Genomic DNA, 17,125 nt, shown 5'->3' on the forward strand with positions numbered 1-17,125 from the left:
ACGATCGTGAGGAGACGACGATGAGCGACGAGATCCTGGTACCCGCCGAGCAGGCGGTCCCCGTGACGGCCGGCGGGGGGCGTCACCGGTGGCGGCCCTCCGGCCGCCGCGCCGCGCTGGTCGCCGGGGCCTCGGTCCTCGCGCTCGGCGGCATCGTCGCCGCGACGTCGGTGACCGCGGCCGACCCGGCGGTGACCGCGGTGAGCGCCGTGCAGGACGATGCGACCGGCACGTCTCCCGCTCTCGCCGGCACGGGCGCGGCCCCCGCGCTGCCGAGAGGCGGCGCGACCTGGCCCGGCGACGGCGCCGCCGCATCGTCCGGCGGTGCGTCCTCGACCCAGGAGGAGGCGGCCGAGGCCTCGGATGCCGAGTCGACCGGGATCGTGCTCATCGACACCGAGCTCGCGTACCAGGGGGCCGAGGCGGCCGGCACCGGGATGGTGCTCACGGGCGACGGGCTCATCCTCACGAACAACCACGTGGTCGAGGGCTCCACCGCGATCACGGTGACGGTCGCGGCGACGGGGGAGACGTACACCGCGACGGTGCTGGGCACCGATCCCGAGGACGACGTGGCGCTGCTGCAGCTCGACGGCGCCTCGGGCCTGACCACGGTCGCGCTCGACCAGGACGGCGTCGCGGCCGGCGACGCGGTCACCGCGGTGGGCAACGCCGACGGCGGGGGCGTGCTCATGGCGGCGGACGGCTCGGTGACGTCGCTCGAGTCCTCCGTCACCACCCAGGCCGAGTACAGCGTCGCGGGCGAGACCCTCGACGGCATGATCGAGTTCTCCGCCGACGTGGTCGCAGGCGACTCCGGCGGCGCGCTCCTCGACGGCGACGGCGAGGTGGTCGGCATGACCACGGCGGGGTCGACCGGCTACATCGACACCGTCGCGTACGCGGTCCCGATCGAGGACGCGCTGGCGATCGTCGCGCAGATCCAGGCGGGCGACGAGTCCGACGGCGTGGTGCTCGGCTACCCGGCCTTCCTGGGGGTGTCGCTCGCGAGCGGCCTCGAGCTGGGCCTCCTGCGCGGCACGCGCACCGGGACCGCCGCGTCCGCCGAGGGCGCGATCATCGGCGCGGTCTACTCCGGCACCCCGGCGGCGGAGGCGGGGCTCGCGGCGGGTGACGTGGTGACGGCCGTCGACGGCGCCGCGGTCACGGGCGCGAGCGACCTCGCCGAGGCGCTCGCCGGCCACGAGCCCGGCGACGCCGTCGCGCTCACCTGGATCGACGGGACCGGCGCGACGCACACCGCGACGGTCACCCTCACCTCCGGCCCCGCGGTGTGACCCGGCGCGCGGGCCGGGGGCGGTGCATCGTCCCCGGCCCGCGCGACGGCATGCTTGACCCATGACGTCACGCTCCCGGGCCGCCGCCGCGGCCCCGCTGCTCGTGCTGCTCGGGCTCGCGTGCCAGGAGGTGGGCGCCTCGATCGCGGTCCTGTTGTTCCCGCGCGTGGGCCCGGTCGGGATGGTCGCGCTGCGGCTGTTCTTCTCCGCGGCGGTGCTGCTCGCGATCGCGGCGCGAGCCCTGCGGGACGTCGAGCTGCGCCATTGGCGGATCATGCTCGGATACGGGCTCTCGCTCGGCGTCATGAACGTGCTGTTCTACCTCGCGCTCGAGCGCATCCCGCTCGGCATCGCGGTCACCATCGAGGTGCTGGGCCCGCTCACGCTGAGCGTGGTCGAGAGCAGGACGATGCGCGGCGTCCTCTGGGCGGGCATGGCCGCCGTGGGCGTCGTGCTGCTGGGCGGGACGGCGCACGGCCTCGACCTGGTCGGCGTCGCCTTCGCGGCCGGCGCGGGCGCTCTGTGGGCCGCCTACATCCTCATGGCGCGCTCCGCGGGCGCCGCCCTGCCCGGGCTCACAGGGATCGCGATCGCCACCTCGCTGGGTGCGGTCCTCACGGTGCCGCTCGCCTTCGCGACCGTGGGGACGGTGCTGCTGTCGCCGGGTGTGCTCGCGCTCGGCTTCGCGGTCGCGGTGCTGTCCTCCGCGATCCCGTACGCGATCGAGCTCGCCGCGCTGCGCCGGCTGCGCGCGGAGACCTTCGCGGTGCTCATGGCGCTCGCGCCGGCGGTGGCGGCGCTCACGGGGCTCGTGGTGCTCGGGCAGGCGCTCACGTGGACGGTGGCGCTCGGCATCGTGCTCGTCACGCTCGCCGGCGTGGGAGCGGTGCGCACGGCACCGGTGCATCGCGACGCCGGTCCCGAGGGCGAGGTCGCGATGCCGCCCTCGCCGAGCTGAGCGCGCGCCGGGCCACGGTGGCGAAGCGGTCGATACAACGTTGTAAAGCGGTCTACGATGATGCGGTTCCCCATTCGGTCCCCCTGACAGAAGGGATGCCCATGCGCATCAACAACGGCGTCAAGGCCGCGCTCCTCGCCACCACCGCGGGGATGCTCCTCGCGGCGTGCAGCTCGGACGCGGACACCGACGCGAGCCCCAGCGCGAGCGCCGCCTCGGCGGCGCCCGACGTCGCCGCCATCGCCGAGCAGGTGAACACCGCGACCGGGTGCGACACCTTCGGCGGCTCGTGGGCCGGCGGTCGCGTCGCGGGCGAAGGCGTGCTCGCGGGCTGGGAGTTCACGTGCGACGTCGAGGGTGACGGCGTGGTCGAGACCACCGTCGCGATCTACGAGACCGCCGATGCGCTCGAGAGCGACCTCGCCAACCGCGAGGCGGCGACCGCCGACACCGCGATCCTGCGCGGCGAGGGCTACCTGGTCACCACCACGGACGCGAGCCACCTCGCGAGCGTCGCGAACCTGGGCGCCGAGACGGTCCGCGAGCTGCCCGCCGCCGAGTAGCGGCTGCCGCGGCGCGTCCGGGGCCGGTTCCTCTCGCGCATCGCGCGCTCAGGGCGTCCAATGGATGAGGTGGGCCGCCGTCGAGCCCCGTCGGGAGGACGTGAGATGCGCATCAACCACGGAACGCGGGTGGCGCTGGTCGTCGCCGTCGCCGGCACGCTCCTCGCGGCGTGCAGCTCGGACCCCGATGACGAGGCGAGCGCCGGCGCGGCGGCCGCCGCCACGGAGGAGTCGGTGCCCGACGTCTCCGGCATCGTCGACTCGGTCCGCACCGCGACCGGCTGCGAGACCTGGGCGGGCGGCAAGGTCGCCGGCGAGGGCGTCCTCGCCGGCTGGGCGTACACATGCGACGTCGACGGCGACGGCCTGCCGGAGAGCTCGCTGTCGGTCTACTCGTCGGGCGACGCGCTCGAGTCGGACCTTGCCAACGTCGAGGCCGCGGATGCGACCGCGGCGATCGTCAAGGGCGACGGGTTCCTCGTGGCGACCACGGACCCCGACCATCTCGCCGCGCTGGAGGGCATGGGCGAGGTGGTGCGCGAGCTCTCGAGCTGAGCCCGGGCTCGTCAGCCCTCCGACACCCCGAACGCCTCGCGTAGCATGCGCCCGACCAGGTCGGGCACGTCGAGCTGACCCGGGTGGAGCGCGTCGTACATCTGCAGCCCGTCCCACGTGGCGACGATGACCGCCGCGCGATCCTCGGGGCCGAGGTGGTCGACGAGCGCGTCGTCCGCCGCGCGCCGCTGACGGATCATCCACGCCATCACCGTGGTGACCATCGCGTGCCGCTGCTGGAGCGTCGCCCGGGCCGGGTGGTCCTCCGCGCCCGCCTCGGCCATGAGCACCGTGAGCAGCTGGATGAGGCCCGGCGTCTCGCGGTTGCGCTCGGCGGTCCGGCGGAAGCCCTCGGCGACGTACTCCGGCGTGATCTCGGAGGGAAGGTCCGCGGGCATGCCCTGGGTGTCGTGCCATTCGATCACGGCGAGCAGCAGCGCGGTCTTGTTGCCGAAGTGGTGGAGCAGCGTCGAGTGGTCGACGCCCGCCTCGCGCGCGATCGAGCGCAGCGACGTGCCGTAGAAGCCCTTCTGGGCGAATGCCGCCGCGGCGTTCTCCACGATCGACTGCTTGGTCGCGCGGCCGGTGGCGTAGCCGTCGGGCATCGCGAACCTCCTCGTCTCGGGCCGGTCGTCGGCGCAGATTTCCACCACGTGGTGGAACTTGCTATCGTCTCCTCGGACATCCACCACTCGGTGGAACTTGACCAAGGGTAATGACGCATGACCACTACCGACAACCGACGACGCTTGCGGAGCGAGATGACCCTCGCCGAGAAGGCGTCGCTCATGTCCGGCGCGAACTTCTGGAACACGAAGCCGCTGGAGCGCCTCGGCGTGCCCGGCATCATGCTCACGGACGGCCCGCACGGCCTGCGCAAGCAGGGCGGTGCGGCGGACCACCTCGGACTCAACGCCTCGCTCCCCGCGACGTGCTTCCCGCCCGCCGCGACCCTCGCGAACAGCTGGGACCCCGCCCTGCTCGAGCGCGTGGGGGAGGCGCTGGGCGCCGAGGCCGCGGCGGAGCGCGTGAGCGTCCTCCTGGGCCCGGGCCTCAACATCAAGCGCAACCCGCTCGCGGGCCGCAGCTTCGAGTACCTCTCCGAGGACCCGCTGCTGTCGGGCACCCTCGCCGCCGCGCTCATCCGCGGCATCCAGTCCCGCGGGGTCGCGGCGTGCGCCAAGCACTTCGCGGTCAACAGCCAGGAGACGCACCGCATGTCGATCGACGAGGTCGTCGACGAGCGCGCGCTCCACGAGCTCTACCTCGAGGGCTTCCGCATCGCCCTCCGCGACGGCCGCCCGTGGACCGTCATGAGCTCCTACAACAAGGTCAACGGGACCTATGCGAACGAGCACCGCGAGCTGCTCGATGCCACGCTGCGCCGCGACTGGGGCTTCGACGGCCTGGTGGTGACCGACTGGGGCGGCAACAACGACCGGGTCGCGGGCCTGATCGCCGGCAACGCGCTCGAGATGCCGTCGACCGACGGCGTCACCGACCTCGAGATCGTCCGCGCGGTCGAGTCCGGCGTCCTCGACGAGGCCGTCCTCGACTCCCGCGTCGACGAGCTGCTCGCTCTCGTCGAGCGCACCGCCGCGGTGCGGGAGGACGATGCGCCGGCGGCCGATCACGACGCCCACCACGAGCTCGCCGTCGAGGCGGCGACGCGGTCGCTGGTCCTGCTGCGCAACGAGCACGCGGCCCTCCCGCTCGGGCCCGATGCGGGTCGCGTCGCCGTGCTCGGCGACTTCGCGGCGACCCCGCGCTTCCAGGGCGCGGGCAGCTCGCTGGTCAACCCCACCCGCGTGGACGTCCCGCTCGAGGCGCTCCGCGCGACGGGCCTCGACATCGTCGGCTACGAGCGCGGCTTCGCGCGGCGGGACCGGCCCTCGCGCCGCCTCCACGATCGCGCGCTCGCGCTCGCCGCGCGCGCCGACACGGTGCTGCTGTTCCTGGGCCTCGACGAGTCGGCGGAGGCCGAGGGCGTCGACCGCGCGCACATGCGCCTTGCGGAGAACCAGCTCGCGCTCGCCCGCGCGGTGACGCGTCTGGGCAAGACCGTGGTGGTGGTGCTCGCCGGCGGCGCGCCGGTCGAGCTGCCGTTCGCGGAGGACGTGGACGCGATCCTGCACGGCTACCTCGCCGGTCAGGGCGGAGGGCGTGCGATCGCCGACGTCCTCACGGGCCGCGCGAATCCCGCGGGACGCCTCGCGGAGACCTACCCGGTGACGTACGCCGACGTGCCCTCGCACGCGTCCTTCGGGCGCACCGAGGCGAGCTCGGAGCACCGCGAGAGCATCTACCTGGGCTACCGCTACGCCGACAAGGTCGGGCTGCCCGTGCGCTTCCCGTTCGGCCATGGCCTCGCGTACACGGACTTCGCCTACACGGCTCTCGAGGCCGGCGCCACGTCGGCCCGTGTCACCGTGACCAACACCGGCATGCGCGCCGGGGTCGAGACGGTCCAGCTCTACGTCGAGGCGCCGGGCGCCGCGGAGGGCGAGTTCCGCGCGCCTCGCGAGCTGCGCGGATTCGCCAAGGTCGCGCTCGCGCCGGGGGAGAGCGCCACGCTCGAGATCCCCTACGCCGAGCACGCGTTCGACGTCTACGACGCGGCCGCGCACCGGTGGCGCACCGTCGGCGGCGCGTACGGCGTCCTCGTGGGCGCATCGTCCCGCGACATCCGGCTGCGAGGCGCCGTCACGGTCGACGCGGAGCCGTCCGCCGTGACGCTGGCGGCACACCTGCCCACGTACGCGAGCGGCCGCGTCGCCGAGGTGGGCCCGGCGGAGTTCGAGGCCCTGCTCGGCCGGCCGCTGCCGCCCGCCGCGTGGGACCGCGACCGCGCGCTCACGCGCGCCGACATCATCGCGCAGTGCCAGGGACGGGGCGGCTTCGGCGGGCTCCTCTACCGGCTCATCGACGCCACGGGTGCCGTCCTCATGGCGCTCGGCAAGCCGCTCGCGGCGAACAACACGAGATTTGCGCTCGACCTGCCGTTCCGGTCGGTCGCGCGGATGAGCGGCGGGAGGGTCGACGACGCGATGCTCGACGGCCTGCTGCTCATGGTCAACCGTCGCTTCTGGCGTGGCCTCGGCCGCGTGGGAGGCGCCTGGCGCGCTCGGCGAAGGAGCGAGCGTGTCGCAAGGAAGAACTGAGGAAGACATGGCTACTCGTAAAGAGATCAAGCAGGAGGCCGTCGCGCGCGTCAAGGACGAGCGTGCGGCACGCCAGGCGCGCAAGGCCGAGCTCGAGGCGATGACGCCCGACGAGCGCACCGCCGCCAAGGCCGCCGACAAGACGGCGGCGCGCGCGGCCCAGGCCGCGGCGAAGGCCGAGCGCGCCGAGGTCCGCCCCACGCTCAACCGCGCGCAGCGTCGCGAGCTCAAGCGTCGCGAGCGCGTCTACCGCAAGGTCAAGCACCGTCCCCGGCGCGCGATCGGCTGGGGCGTCACGGGTGCGGCGGTCATCGGCCTCGGCGCGCTCGCTGCGCCGTACGTGGGCGACATCTCCACCATCGCGTCCCTGACGTTCACGGACGAGACCCCCGAGGCGGTCGCCGCGCGCGAGGCGGCGGCCGGCGTCGCGGAGAGCATCTCCGACGAGGGCATCGTCCTGCTGAAGAACGATGCGGACCTGCTGCCGCTGGACGGCGGCGTCAACGTCTTCTCGTTCGCCGCGTACAACCTCATCCTCGGCGGCAGCGGCTCCGGCGGCGCGAGCGGCTCCGAGACGCCCACCCTGTTCGAGGCGCTCGAAGCCCAGGGCGTCGACTACAACACCGACCTCGACGCGGCGACGCGCGACGCCGGCGCCAAGCACGAGGCGGCCTCGGGCAACTTCGTGGCGCAGATGGCGAGCACGTTCCTGGGTGGGGACGAGGGCGAGCCCGCCCCCGACTACCTCACGGACGACGTCCTGGCGCAGGCGCAGGCCTTCTCCGACACGGCCATCGTGGTCGTGGGCGCCTCGGGCACCGAAGCCTCCGACCTCACGCAGGAGGACCTGCAGCTGTCCGCCGAGCAGCGCGCGCTGCTGGACAAGGTCACCGCGGTGCAGGACCACGTCATCGTGGTGGTGAACTCGGGCAACCAGATGGAGCTCGGCTTCCTGGACGAGTACCCGGAGATCGACGCGGCGCTGTGGATCGGGACCCCCGGACCCCAGGGCGCGACGTCGCTCGCGAAGGTGCTGACCGGTGAGGTGAACCCCTCGGGCCGCCTCGTCGACACGTACGCCTACGACGTGAGCACGGCGCCGGGCGCCGAGAACCTCGGCGACCACGACTACACGAACGTGAAGCGATCGTTCCTCGACTACGAGGAGGGCATCTACGTCGGCTACCGCTACTACGAGACGCGCTTCGAGGGCGATGAGGACGGCTACCTCGACACGGTGCAGTTCCCGTTCGGCTACGGCCTCAGCTACACGGACTTCTCGTGGGACGTCGCGGAGGCCGTGGTCTCCGACAACGCGATCAGCGTCGACGTGACCGTCACCAACGACGGCGACGTCGCGGGCAAGGACGTGGTCGAGGTGTACTTCTCGGCGCCGTACACGGGTGCCATCGAGAAGTCCTCGATCGAGCTCGCGGGCTACGCCAAGACCTCGGAGCTCGCGCCCGGCGCGTCCGAGACCGTCACCGTCGAGTTCGCGATCGAGGACATGGCCTCGTGGGACACGGCGGGCGGCCGCTACCTCCTCGAGGCGGGCGACTACGCGATCTCGGCGCGCACGGACGTGCACACGGCCGTCGCCTCGTCCACGGTCAGCGTCGCCGACGACGTCGTGATCGACGCCGACCCCGACACGGGCACCGCCTACGAGAGCCGATTCGACTACGTCGAGGGCGACCTCACGTTCCTGTCGCGCGCCGACTGGGAGGGCACGTATCCGACCGCTCCCGACGGCACCGAGACCGCGTCGGACGAGGTCCTCGCGCTCATGGACCCGACGTACGAGCCGGCCGAGGGCGAGGCGCCGACCTACGGCGCCGACAACGGCCTGCAGCTGTCCGACATGGTGGGCATCGACCTCGACGACCCGCAGTGGGACGCGTTCCTCGACCAGCTCACGCTCGACGAGCAGATCGCGCTGTTCTCGCAGGGTGCCTACTCATCCCTCGCGATCGACCGCCTGGGCATCCCGTCGATCACGCTGCTCGACAGCCCCGCGGGCCTCAACTCGCTGTTCTCGCCGCTCGACTCCGCGGCGTACCCGAACGAGGCGGTCGTGGGCGCGACGTGGAACGACGCGCTCGCGTACGCGCTCGGCGAGTCCGTCGCGGCCGAGGCCAAGGCCTACGGCGTCGACGTCTGGTACGCGCCGGGCATGAACCTCCACCGCACCGCCATGGGCGGCCGCGACTTCGAGTACTTCTCGGAGGACCCGCTGCTCACGGGCAAGATGGCCGCCGCGATGGTCTCCGGCTCCGAGGACAACGGCGTGCTGACCACCATCAAGCACTTCGTGCTCAACGACCAGGAGGTCAACGCGCGCACCGGCATCAACGTGTTCGCGTCCGAGCAGGCGCTGCGCGAGCTCTACCTCGAGCCCTTCGAGATCGCCGCCAAGGACGCGGACCCGTCCGGTGCGATGAGCTCGTTCATCAACATCGGCGGCAGCTGGGCGGGCGGCAACGCCGATCTGCTTCAGGGCGTGCTCCGTGACGAGTGGGGCTTCGACGGCTTCGTCACCACCGACGCCGTGCTCGGCGGCTGGATGAACCCCGAGGACGCCGCCCGCGCGGGCAACGACTGGATGCTCGCCGTGCTGCCGACCGCGAGCGAGGGCACGCTCAAGAAGGCCGTGGACGCCGACCCGGTGGGCCTGGGCGCGGATCTCCGCGACCGTGTCCGCACCATCCTCGCCACCGTCGCCAGGTCCACGGCGATGGACGCCTCCTAACCGCAACCCCTCGGCGGGACGATGCGCGCCGCAAGCCGCGCATCGTCCCGCCGTTCGCTCCCCACCGAAGGAATGTCAATGACGACACCCACCCGTCCCCGCCTCGCGCTGCTGCTCGGTGCGGGAGGCCTCGGACTCTTCGCCCTCGTGGTCGCGGCGATGGCCGCGACCGTGCCCGCCGCCTTCTCCCAGGGGGTGGACGATGCGTGGCGCGCCCTGGTCGGCGCCTCCGACGTCGCCGACGTCCAGGGTCCGCTGCCCATGTTCTTCCAGCACTTCGGCGAGGGCCCGGGCTTCCTGGTCCACCTGGTGCTGGTCCCCGTCGCGCTGCTGGTGGTCCGGCGCTGGCGCAGCGCGCTGTTCTGGCTCGCCGTGATGATGGGGGCGAACATCCTGGTCTCCCAGGTAGTCAAGCACCTGGTCGATCGCGAGCGCCCCGCGGCGGACGAGGCCGCCGGGCTCTACGGCCCGCTGTTCCACACGGATCACGGCTCGTTCCCCTCGGGCCACTCGGTCACCATGGGCGCGTTCGTGGTCGCGGTCGCCGCGCTCCTGCCGCTCGCGTACCGGCGCTGGTGGTGGGGCGTCGCGGCGCTCCTGAGCGTCGGCATGATCTGGCAGCGCACGCTCGTCAACGCGCACTGGCTCACCGACACGGTGGCCGGGGTGCTGGGCGGGGCGGCATTCGCCGCGCTCGTATGGTGGGCGTTCGCGCGCCTGCTCGACCGGGACCGCGGGCGGCCGGTGCGCCGCCGCGCCGCCGACGCCACCGTCGCGCCGCAGGAGGTGACGGCGTGACCCACGCGGTCGCGGCGTTCCTGGGGCGGTAGCGCCCGTCAGCCGGACGTGCCGTGGAGCTCGCGGTGCAGGCGCGCCATGCGCGCGTCGAGCTCCGCGGCCGTCGCGGCCGCCTCGCGGAGCTCGTCCGTGAGGCCGGCGGGGACCGCGGCGCGGTACTTGTAGTGGATCTTGTGCTCGAGGCTCGCCCAGAAGTCCATCGCGACCGTGCGGAACTGGACCTCGACCGGCACGGTGACCGCGCCCGAGGACAGGAACACGGGGATGTCGACCACGGCGTGAAGGCTCTGGTAGCCGTTGGGCTTGGGGTCGGCGATGTAGTCCTTGACGGTGCGCACCGTGACGTCGTCCTGCCGCGTGAGCAGGTCGAACAGCCGGTAGACGTCCGAGACGAAGCTGCACGTCACGCGGATCCCCGCGATGTCGGTGATGTGCGTGCGGATGGTGTCGAGGTCGCGGCCGATGCCCTTGCGCGCAACCTTGTCGAGCAGGCTCTCCGGGGACTTGACGCGGCTCGAGATGTGCTCGATCGGGTTGTAGTCCTGCAGCTCGAGGAACTCGTCGCGCAGGATCGACAGCTTGGTCTCGATCTCGCGCAGGCCGAACTCGTACTGGAGGAGGAACCGCTGGATCTCGTGCCGCAGCGCGCGGACCTGGTCCGGGGAGAACGGGGCCGTGACCTCGCCTCCTGCCTGCGCGATGGTCTCCAGCGCCGTCGACTCCGTCATCGTTCTCCTGCCGTTGCTCCGCGGGGCGCGGGCGCCCCTCCACAGTCCTGACGTGCGCGGGGCGTCGGGGGTTCCCGGCGCGCTCGCGTCGCTCAGCGCGGCAGCGCCGCCTCCGCCGCCGCGCGCCCGGCCGCGACCACGCTCCCGAGCCCCTTGGTCTGCCACCACGTCCGGCCCCGCAGCACGGGGGAGAGGACCAGCACGTCGGGCCGGATCTCGAGCGCGCGCAGCTCCGCGGAGCTCGAGAACCCGGGGACGTCCCACTCGGGGGCGACGCGCACACCGATGACCGGGGTCGCGCCGAGGTCCAGCGCTGCCTGGATCGGGAGGTTGTTCTTGAGCCCGCCGTCGGCGAGGCGGCGCCCGCCGAGCGTGACCGGCCGGAAGATCCCCGGCACCGAGATCGAGGCGCGCAGCGCGTCGATGAGCGAGCCGCGGTCGATGATCGCGACGTCGCGCGAGATCAGATCGGTGGCGACGGCGGCGAAGCGCATGGGCATGTCCTCGATGAGCACGTCGCCGCCGATGAGCTCGGTCACCGACGCGCGCAGCGCCTCGGCGTCCAGCAGGCCCATCCCGGGGCGCCGGGGGACGGTCGCCACATCGGTCCAGCGCACGTCGAGCAGCAGCTCCTCGAGCCGGTAGGGGTCGATGCTCATCGCGTACGCCGCGCCCACGAGCGCGCCCGCGGAGGTGCCCACGACGACGTCGGGAACGATGCCCCGCTCATGCATCACCTGCAGCACCCCGACGTGCGCGCCGCCGAGCGTGCCGCCGCCGCCCAGGCTCAGCCCCAGCGCGGGCGCGTGGCGCAGGTCGATCACGGTCCCACTCTAGGCGCGGTGAGACCCTGGGCCAGGGCGCCGGCGCGCTAGGTTGGCGGGCATGACGTCCGTCTGGAGCCGCGTGCCTCGACCGGTGACGGAGCGTGGCCGCGACGCGGTGGGCGCGGGCGTGGTCGCGGTGGCGATCGTGGCGATCGGGCTGTCCGACGGCGGGCTCGGCGGGCTCGCCGAGCCCGACCTCCTGGCGGGCCTGGGAGCCGCGGCGGCGCTCGCGTGGCGCCGCGCCGCGCCGGTGGTGGTGCTGCTCGTCGCGGCGGTGACGTTCCTGGGCGCGACGGTGGCGGCCGGCGAGGCGTCCATCGCCTTGGTGCCGTTCGTCGTGGCTCTCTACACCGCGGTGTCGCGGGCCCCGCAGATCCCGATCGGCGTCGCGATCGGGGCGCTCGCGGCGGTCGGGGTGGGGGCGGTGCTGGCGATCGGTCCGGAGCGCGCCGGGGACGACCCGGTGGTGGTTTCCGCCGAGATCTGGATGGCGCTGGTGACCGCCGTCGGCATCGCGATGAGCCTCTACCGGCGCTCGGTCGCCCAGGAACGCGCGCGTGCACGGCAGGCGGAGGAGACGCGCGAGGCGCTCGCGCGCGGGCGCGTCGCCGAGGAGCGCATCCGCATCGCGCGCGAGCTTCACGATGCGGTGGGCCATCACGTCGCCGTGATGAACGTCCAGGCGGGGGTGGCGGAGGCGCTGCTCGAGTCGAGCCCCGCGCGGGCCGCGGAAGCGCTCGAGCGGGTCCAGGAGGCGGGCGCGCGCGTGCTCGAGGAGCTGCCCGTGATGCTGAGGGTGCTGCGCCAGGAGGGCGACGACGACTCGGGTCCGTCGGTGGGCGTCGCAGCGCTCGCGGAGCTCGTCGCCCAGGCGCGCGACGCGGGCCTCGAGGTCGAGCTCGACATGGTGCCCGGGCTGCCGAACCTGCCGGACGCCGGCGACCAGGCGGCCTACCGCATCGTCCAGGAGGCGCTGTCCAACGCACGCCGGTACGGCACCGGCGCGGCTCGCGTGGCGGTGTCCGCGGGCGCCTCGGCCGTCGAGGTCGAGGTGCGCAACGCGGTCGGCGACACCGCGGCGCAGGGCTCGGGGTTCGGGCTGCTCGGGATGCGCGAGCGTGCCGCCGCCGCCGGCGGCGAGGTCAGCACGGGGATCGAGGGCGGCGAGTTCGTGGTGCACGCGACGCTGCCGGCACGAAGGAGGAACGGCGCATGACGATTCGCGTGGTGGTGGTCGACGACCAGGAGCTGATCCGCGGCGGCTTCGTCGCGATCATCGGGACCGTCGACGACATCGAGGTGGTCGGGGAGGCGTCGGACGGCGCCGAGGCGGTGCGGCTCGTGAGCGAGCTGCGCCCCGACGTGGTGCTCATGGACATCCGCATGCCGGGAGTGGACGGGCTCGAGGCGACCGAGCGGATCGCCGCGGACCCCGCGCTCGCGGACGTGCGCATCGTGGTCCTCACCACGTTCGAGGAGGACGGCTACGTGCTGCGCGCGCTGCGCGGCGGCGCGAGCGGCTTCCTCGGCAAGAGCGTGCGACCGGCCGAGCTGCTCGGCGCCATCCGGACCATCGCGGCGGGTGAGGAGCTGCTCTCGGCGGCCGCGACCCGCGCCGTCATCGCGCACGTCGCGGCGGACCGCGCGCAGCCCTCGGTCGAGGGCGACCTGTTCCGCTACCTCACCGAGCGCGAGCGCGAGGTGGTGCTGCTCGTGGCGCAGGGCCTCAGCAACGATGACATCGCGAAGAAGCTGTTCCTGTCGCCGCTCACGGCGAAGACCCACGTGAACCGCGCCATGACCAAGATCGGCGCGCGCGACCGGGCGCAGCTCGTGGTGGCCGCCTACCAGGCGGGACTCGCGGGCACATGAGATAGCGCGAGGCGCGTACCGCGCCCGTGGTAGTCGGAGATGACTGCGCGGGGACGATGTGCGCCGAGGGGCCTTCCACAAGGCTGAAGTCATCGACGCACAAGGAGATGACATGAGCACCCAGGTCCCCACCTCACCGCTCCAGGACGGGCGCGCATCCGCGCCGTCGAAGCCGGATCTGCCGTTCTACGCAGGCCCCTTCGCGATCACCGGCGGCCGCTGGCTCGTGGTGATCGCGGCGTGCGCGGTGGCCTACGGCCAGCTCACGCTGCTGCCGATCCCGGTGGGCGGCGAGCTCGAGATGTGGGTCCACTCGATCCTGTTCGCGCTCATCCCGCTCGTCGCGCTCGCGTGGGCGGCGCCGCGGGGCTGGACGGCGCTGTTCCGCACGGTCCGGATCCGCCAGGTCGCCCAGATGATCGGCTTCGGGGTGCTCAACATCAGCGTGAGCGTCGCCATCGCGGTCACGCTCAACGGGGTCATCGGCGGAGCCGCGAACCCGGCGGCCGGCACGCTCGCCGAGGCCACCGGACCGGAGCGCCTCAACTTCCTCGCCGCGACCATCCCCCAGCTGCTGGGGGAGGAGCTCATCACCATCCTGCCGCTGCTCGCGCTGCTGTCCGTGCTGGTGCGGCGGTTCGGCTGGTCGCGCACCGCGGCCCTCGCGATCGCCTGGGTCGCCACCGCCGTGGTGTTCGGGCTGCTGCACCTGCCGACCTACGGCTGGAACGTCCTCCAGTGCCTCGCGTACATCGCCGTGGCCCGCCTCTTCCTCACTCTGGCGTACGTGGTGACCCGCAACATCTGGGTCTCCACCGGGGCGCACATCGTCAACGACTGGGCCATGTTCTCGGTCGCGATGGTCCTCCCCGCCGCGCTCATCTGATCCGGTCGGATCGCCGACCACCCACCCCACCTCGCTGAAGGAGCATCACCATGTCCTCGTCCACCCTCGCCGCCAGGATCGTCCCCGGCATCGCCACCCTCGGGCTCGCCGCTGGCGCGGTCCTCATCCCGAACGCGGCCTTCGCGGCGCCCTCCGGACCCATCGCCGGTTGCGATCACGTCAAGGGCCAGCCGAGCGCGCTTCTCACCAGCGGCCCGCACCCCGAGCTCTGCTCTGCCGCGGAGGCGATCACCGTCCCCGAGGCCGTGCACCAGATCAACCCTGAGCTCATCAACTTCGATCCCGATGCGGTGGTGCCGACCACCCCGATGGCCGAGGCGCAGGGCACGCCCGAGCCGGTGGCGGTGCCGGAGACGGTGACCGAGGCGGTGCCGCCGGTGCTCCCGCAGGCGGTGCCCACCGTCGATGCTCCGCAGACCGTCTCGTTCGGTGGGACGGCGGTGGGCCTCGCCACCGCGACGCACCTGGTCGAGGCGGCTGTGGCGCGCGGCGATCTCACCGTGTCGTTCGGCGGGACCGCGGTCGGCGTGCAGTCGGCGATCGCGATCCTGCGCGCCGCGGGTGTGGTGCTCGCCCCGGAGCCCGTGCGCCAGCTCGAGCCCGACACCCGGCCTCGCACGGTCGCGGAGGACACGGTGACCGAGGAGTCGCCGGCGGCGGTGGTCGACCCCACGCCGCTGGTGCAGGGCACGCCCGAGCCGCTCCCGGTGCAGGAGACGGTGACGGTGGCGGTGCCGCCGGTGCTGCCGCAGGCGATGCCCGACGCGACCAGCCTGGTCGAGGTGGCTCCCGTGCCGCAGACCGTGATCACGAACGATGCGGTGCCGTCGCTGCGGCCCGAGCCGACGCCGCTGGTGCAGGGCACGCCGACGCCGATCGCGGTCGACGCCGACGCCGTCGCGACGGACGCGCCGATCGTGACCTCCGAGAGCGTCACCGGCGATGCCGGCGCCGTCGTCACCGACGCCGAGCCGGTGCTGACCTCCGCGGCCGCCGACTCCGGTGCTCCGCACGCGGTCACCCCGATCGAGTCGCTGTCCTTCACCGGCGTGGACGGATCGACGCTCGCGCTCGGCGGCGCTGGGATCGGCGCGATCCTGCTGGGCGCGGGGCTGTTGGCGGTGCGTCGCGTGAAGGCCTGAGCCGACCGATCTCGAGGCGCCCGCGGGGGAGGGAGACCCCGCGGGCGCCCGTGCGCGCGGCCGCGCATCCGGGCGCGGGTCGGCCCAGGTACCGGGTCTGCAGGCGCGAACGGGATACCCTACGCAACGTGACAGACGACCGCGACGGCAACCCCGGCGGCGCGAACGATCGCCGCATGCCGCCCTCGATCCAGCCCCGCAGCGGCCAGGAGCGCCCCGGGACGGCGCGGCCTGCGCAGCCGGTGCGTCGCGAGACCACGCGGCCCGCGGCCGGGCAGCGCGCCCCGCTGCCGAGCACGCGACCGCAGTCGCTGCCGGGGCGCGGGGAGGCAGCGCGAGCTCAGGCCGCGCCCGCCCAGGCGCGTCCCGCATCGTCCGCTCCGCAGCGAACGGCGCCATCGGCGCCGGCACCCGCGCCCGCCACGCGCCGCCGCAAGCGCCACCCGGTGCGCAACACGCTCCTCGCGCTGCTCGCGATCCTCGCGACGCTGCTGGTGATCTTCTACTTCTGGGTCGACTCGCAGATCAACCACGTGGACGCGCTGAGCGGCGCGCCGGACACCCCGGGCCTGACCACGCTGATCGTGGGCTCGGACTCGCGCGAGGGCTGGGACGACGACGGCACCGAGGGCGCCCGCACCGACACGATCATGGTGCTGCACAAGCCGGAGTCCGGCCCCACCGCGCTCATCAGCATCCCGCGCGACTCGTATGTCGAGATCCCCGGCAACGGTGCGAACAAGATCAACGCCTCGTTCGCCTGGGGAGGCCCCCAGCTCCTGGTCGAGACGGTCGAGGACCTCACCGGGCTCACGGTTGACCGCTATCTCGAGGTGGGGTTCACGGGTGTCGCGGACATCGTCGACGCCCTCGACGGCGTGCGCCTGTGCTACGACGAGACGGTGAATGACAAGCTCAGCCGCCTCAAGTGGAAGGCCGGCTGCCACGTCGCGGACGGCGACACGGCGCTGGCGTTCGCGCGCATGCGGTACTCGGATCCGCTGGGCGACATCGGCCGCGCCGAGCGGCAGCAGCAGGTGGTCGCCAAGGTCGCCGACGAGATCCTGAGCCCCGCGACCATCCTCAACCCGTTCCAGCTGGTCCCCGTGGTGGGCGCCGGGCTCGACGCTTTCCGTGTGGACGAGGAGGCCGGACCGTTCGACCTCGCGCAGGTGGCCTTCGCGTTCAACTCCGGGCGCGGCGGCGACGCGGTGCGCGGCACGCCGCCGATCGCGTCGATGGGCTACAGCGTCGCCGGGGTGGGCTCCACCGTGCTGCTCGACCCGGATCTGTCGCCGCAGTTCTGGGAGGACATCCGCGAGGGTGCCTACGAGCCCGGCACGGAGGTCGGCGGGGTCGAGTAGCGCCGAAGCCGGGCGCGGGTCTCGCGACCCGAGCAGAACCTGGATCATGCGTGTCGATTCTGGCGCGGGCGTGGGCTGAATCTGGTCCGATCGTGTGAGCCGCCGTGGCCCCCAGCCCTCTGCGACGACCTCCCATTCCCCGTGCGTCGGCAACACCCCGCCGGGGAGCCCGGCGGCGCGCTTCACTTCGCGCATGCGTGAAC

The 17,125-nt window shown here is 73.3% G+C and carries 15 protein-coding genes; 12 read left to right on the top strand and 3 right to left on the bottom strand.

The window, feature by feature from the left end; genetic code table 11:
• Window positions 1-20 precede the first annotated feature (20 nt).
• The 4 genes from AOM09_RS05965 (at window position 21) to AOM09_RS05980 (ending at window position 3,374) form a co-directional block, all read left to right on the top strand.
• Window positions 21-1,298 (top strand): S1C family serine protease, encoded by a 1,278-nt coding sequence (locus AOM09_RS05965; RefSeq protein WP_062385604.1) that lies wholly within the window; start codon window positions 21-23, stop codon window positions 1,296-1,298.
• A 61-nt stretch (window positions 1,299-1,359) separates the two neighbouring features.
• Window positions 1,360-2,256: an EamA family transporter gene (locus tag AOM09_RS05970; RefSeq protein ID WP_062385607.1), complete on the top strand. Its 897-nt coding sequence runs from the start codon at window positions 1,360-1,362 to the stop codon at window positions 2,254-2,256.
• A 101-nt stretch (window positions 2,257-2,357) separates the two neighbouring features.
• Window positions 2,358-2,819 carry a hypothetical protein gene (locus AOM09_RS05975; RefSeq protein WP_062385609.1) on the top strand — a complete coding sequence of 154 codons (462 nt, stop codon included), beginning with the start codon at window positions 2,358-2,360 and terminating at the stop codon, window positions 2,817-2,819.
• A gap of 105 nt (window positions 2,820-2,924) precedes the next feature.
• Window positions 2,925-3,374: a hypothetical protein gene (locus tag AOM09_RS05980; RefSeq protein WP_062385612.1), complete on the top strand. Its 450-nt coding sequence runs from the start codon at window positions 2,925-2,927 to the stop codon at window positions 3,372-3,374.
• Window positions 3,375-3,385: 11 nt separating this feature from the next.
• Here AOM09_RS05980 and AOM09_RS05985 read toward each other — a convergent pair whose 3' ends face one another.
• The gene (locus AOM09_RS05985; RefSeq protein WP_062385613.1) at window positions 3,386-3,979 is read right to left on the bottom strand and encodes a TetR/AcrR family transcriptional regulator; all 594 of its coding nucleotides are present in this window, start codon (window positions 3,977-3,979) and stop codon (window positions 3,386-3,388) included.
• 117 nt (window positions 3,980-4,096) lie between these two features.
• On the opposite strand from AOM09_RS05985, the gene AOM09_RS05990 reads away from it, so the two are divergent.
• The 3 genes from AOM09_RS05990 (at window position 4,097) to AOM09_RS06000 (ending at window position 10,082) form a co-directional block, all read left to right on the top strand.
• Window positions 4,097-6,535 carry a glycoside hydrolase family 3 C-terminal domain-containing protein gene (locus AOM09_RS05990; protein WP_062385615.1) on the top strand — a complete coding sequence of 813 codons (2,439 nt, stop codon included), beginning with the start codon at window positions 4,097-4,099 and terminating at the stop codon, window positions 6,533-6,535.
• 7 nt (window positions 6,536-6,542) lie between these two features.
• Window positions 6,543-9,284: a glycoside hydrolase family 3 protein gene (locus AOM09_RS05995; RefSeq protein ID WP_062385617.1), complete on the top strand. Its 2,742-nt coding sequence runs from the start codon at window positions 6,543-6,545 to the stop codon at window positions 9,282-9,284.
• Between the two features lie 78 nt (window positions 9,285-9,362).
• Window positions 9,363-10,082: a phosphatase PAP2 family protein gene (locus AOM09_RS06000; protein WP_062385619.1), complete on the top strand. Its 720-nt coding sequence runs from the start codon at window positions 9,363-9,365 to the stop codon at window positions 10,080-10,082.
• Window positions 10,083-10,120: 38 nt separating this feature from the next.
• On the opposite strand, the gene AOM09_RS06005 is transcribed toward AOM09_RS06000, so the two are convergent.
• Together AOM09_RS06005 and AOM09_RS06010 are read right to left on the bottom strand one after the other, a co-directional pair.
• A complete protein-coding gene (locus AOM09_RS06005; protein WP_082098886.1) occupies window positions 10,121-10,810 on the bottom strand; it encodes a GTP pyrophosphokinase in 690 nt (229 codons plus the stop codon).
• 92 nt (window positions 10,811-10,902) lie between these two features.
• Window positions 10,903-11,634 carry a patatin-like phospholipase family protein gene (locus tag AOM09_RS06010; protein WP_062385621.1) on the bottom strand — a complete coding sequence of 244 codons (732 nt, stop codon included), beginning with the start codon at window positions 11,632-11,634 and terminating at the stop codon, window positions 10,903-10,905.
• A 61-nt stretch (window positions 11,635-11,695) separates the two neighbouring features.
• Between AOM09_RS06010 and AOM09_RS06015 the strand changes: the two genes are divergently transcribed.
• From AOM09_RS06015 to AOM09_RS06035, 5 genes are all read left to right on the top strand, one after another.
• On the top strand, window positions 11,696-12,853 hold the full coding sequence (locus AOM09_RS06015; RefSeq protein WP_156162259.1) for a sensor histidine kinase: 1,158 nt from the start codon (window positions 11,696-11,698) through the stop codon (window positions 12,851-12,853).
• Window positions 12,850-13,509, top strand: coding sequence for a response regulator (locus tag AOM09_RS06020; RefSeq protein ID WP_062385625.1), 660 nt, complete (start codon window positions 12,850-12,852; stop codon window positions 13,507-13,509). Before AOM09_RS06015 ends, AOM09_RS06020 begins: the two co-directional genes overlap by 4 nt.
• A gap of 112 nt (window positions 13,510-13,621) precedes the next feature.
• The gene (locus AOM09_RS06025) at window positions 13,622-14,395 is read left to right on the top strand and encodes a CPBP family intramembrane glutamic endopeptidase (protein WP_062385627.1); all 774 of its coding nucleotides are present in this window, start codon (window positions 13,622-13,624) and stop codon (window positions 14,393-14,395) included.
• A gap of 50 nt (window positions 14,396-14,445) precedes the next feature.
• The gene (locus AOM09_RS06030; RefSeq protein ID WP_062385629.1) at window positions 14,446-15,558 is read left to right on the top strand and encodes a hypothetical protein; all 1,113 of its coding nucleotides are present in this window, start codon (window positions 14,446-14,448) and stop codon (window positions 15,556-15,558) included.
• A gap of 128 nt (window positions 15,559-15,686) precedes the next feature.
• The gene (locus AOM09_RS06035) at window positions 15,687-16,922 is read left to right on the top strand and encodes an LCP family protein (RefSeq protein ID WP_228375074.1); all 1,236 of its coding nucleotides are present in this window, start codon (window positions 15,687-15,689) and stop codon (window positions 16,920-16,922) included.
• The last annotated feature ends 203 nt before the right edge of the window (window positions 16,923-17,125 follow it).

The organism is Demequina iriomotensis, from assembly GCF_000971395.1.
Taxonomy (GTDB): Bacteria; Actinomycetota; Actinomycetes; order Actinomycetales; family Demequinaceae; genus Demequina; species Demequina iriomotensis.

What these genes read in the sequence shown, in the direction of transcription:
- AOM09_RS06015 (WP_156162259.1), top strand. Translation starts at nt 11,696, where the DNA reads ATGACGTCCGTCTGGAGCCGCGTGCCTCGACCGGTGACGGAGCGTGGC.
- AOM09_RS06020 (WP_062385625.1), top strand. Translation starts at nt 12,850, where the DNA reads ATGACGATTCGCGTGGTGGTGGTCGACGACCAGGAGCTGATCCGCGGC.
- AOM09_RS05975 (WP_062385609.1), top strand. Translation starts at nt 2,358, where the DNA reads ATGCGCATCAACAACGGCGTCAAGGCCGCGCTCCTCGCCACCACCGCG.
- AOM09_RS06005 (WP_082098886.1), bottom strand. Translation starts at nt 10,810, where the DNA reads ATGACGGAGTCGACGGCGCTGGAGACCATCGCGCAGGCAGGAGGCGAG.
- AOM09_RS05965 (WP_062385604.1), top strand. Translation starts at nt 21, where the DNA reads ATGAGCGACGAGATCCTGGTACCCGCCGAGCAGGCGGTCCCCGTGACG.
- AOM09_RS05980 (WP_062385612.1), top strand. Translation starts at nt 2,925, where the DNA reads ATGCGCATCAACCACGGAACGCGGGTGGCGCTGGTCGTCGCCGTCGCC.
- AOM09_RS05970 (WP_062385607.1), top strand. Translation starts at nt 1,360, where the DNA reads ATGACGTCACGCTCCCGGGCCGCCGCCGCGGCCCCGCTGCTCGTGCTG.
- AOM09_RS05985 (WP_062385613.1), bottom strand. Translation starts at nt 3,979, where the DNA reads ATGCCCGACGGCTACGCCACCGGCCGCGCGACCAAGCAGTCGATCGTG.
- AOM09_RS06030 (WP_062385629.1), top strand. Translation starts at nt 14,446, where the DNA reads ATGTCCTCGTCCACCCTCGCCGCCAGGATCGTCCCCGGCATCGCCACC.
- AOM09_RS05990 (WP_062385615.1), top strand. Translation starts at nt 4,097, where the DNA reads ATGACCACTACCGACAACCGACGACGCTTGCGGAGCGAGATGACCCTC.
- AOM09_RS06000 (WP_062385619.1), top strand. Translation starts at nt 9,363, where the DNA reads ATGACGACACCCACCCGTCCCCGCCTCGCGCTGCTGCTCGGTGCGGGA.
- AOM09_RS06025 (WP_062385627.1), top strand. Translation starts at nt 13,622, where the DNA reads ATGAGCACCCAGGTCCCCACCTCACCGCTCCAGGACGGGCGCGCATCC.
- AOM09_RS05995 (WP_062385617.1), top strand. Translation starts at nt 6,543, where the DNA reads ATGGCTACTCGTAAAGAGATCAAGCAGGAGGCCGTCGCGCGCGTCAAG.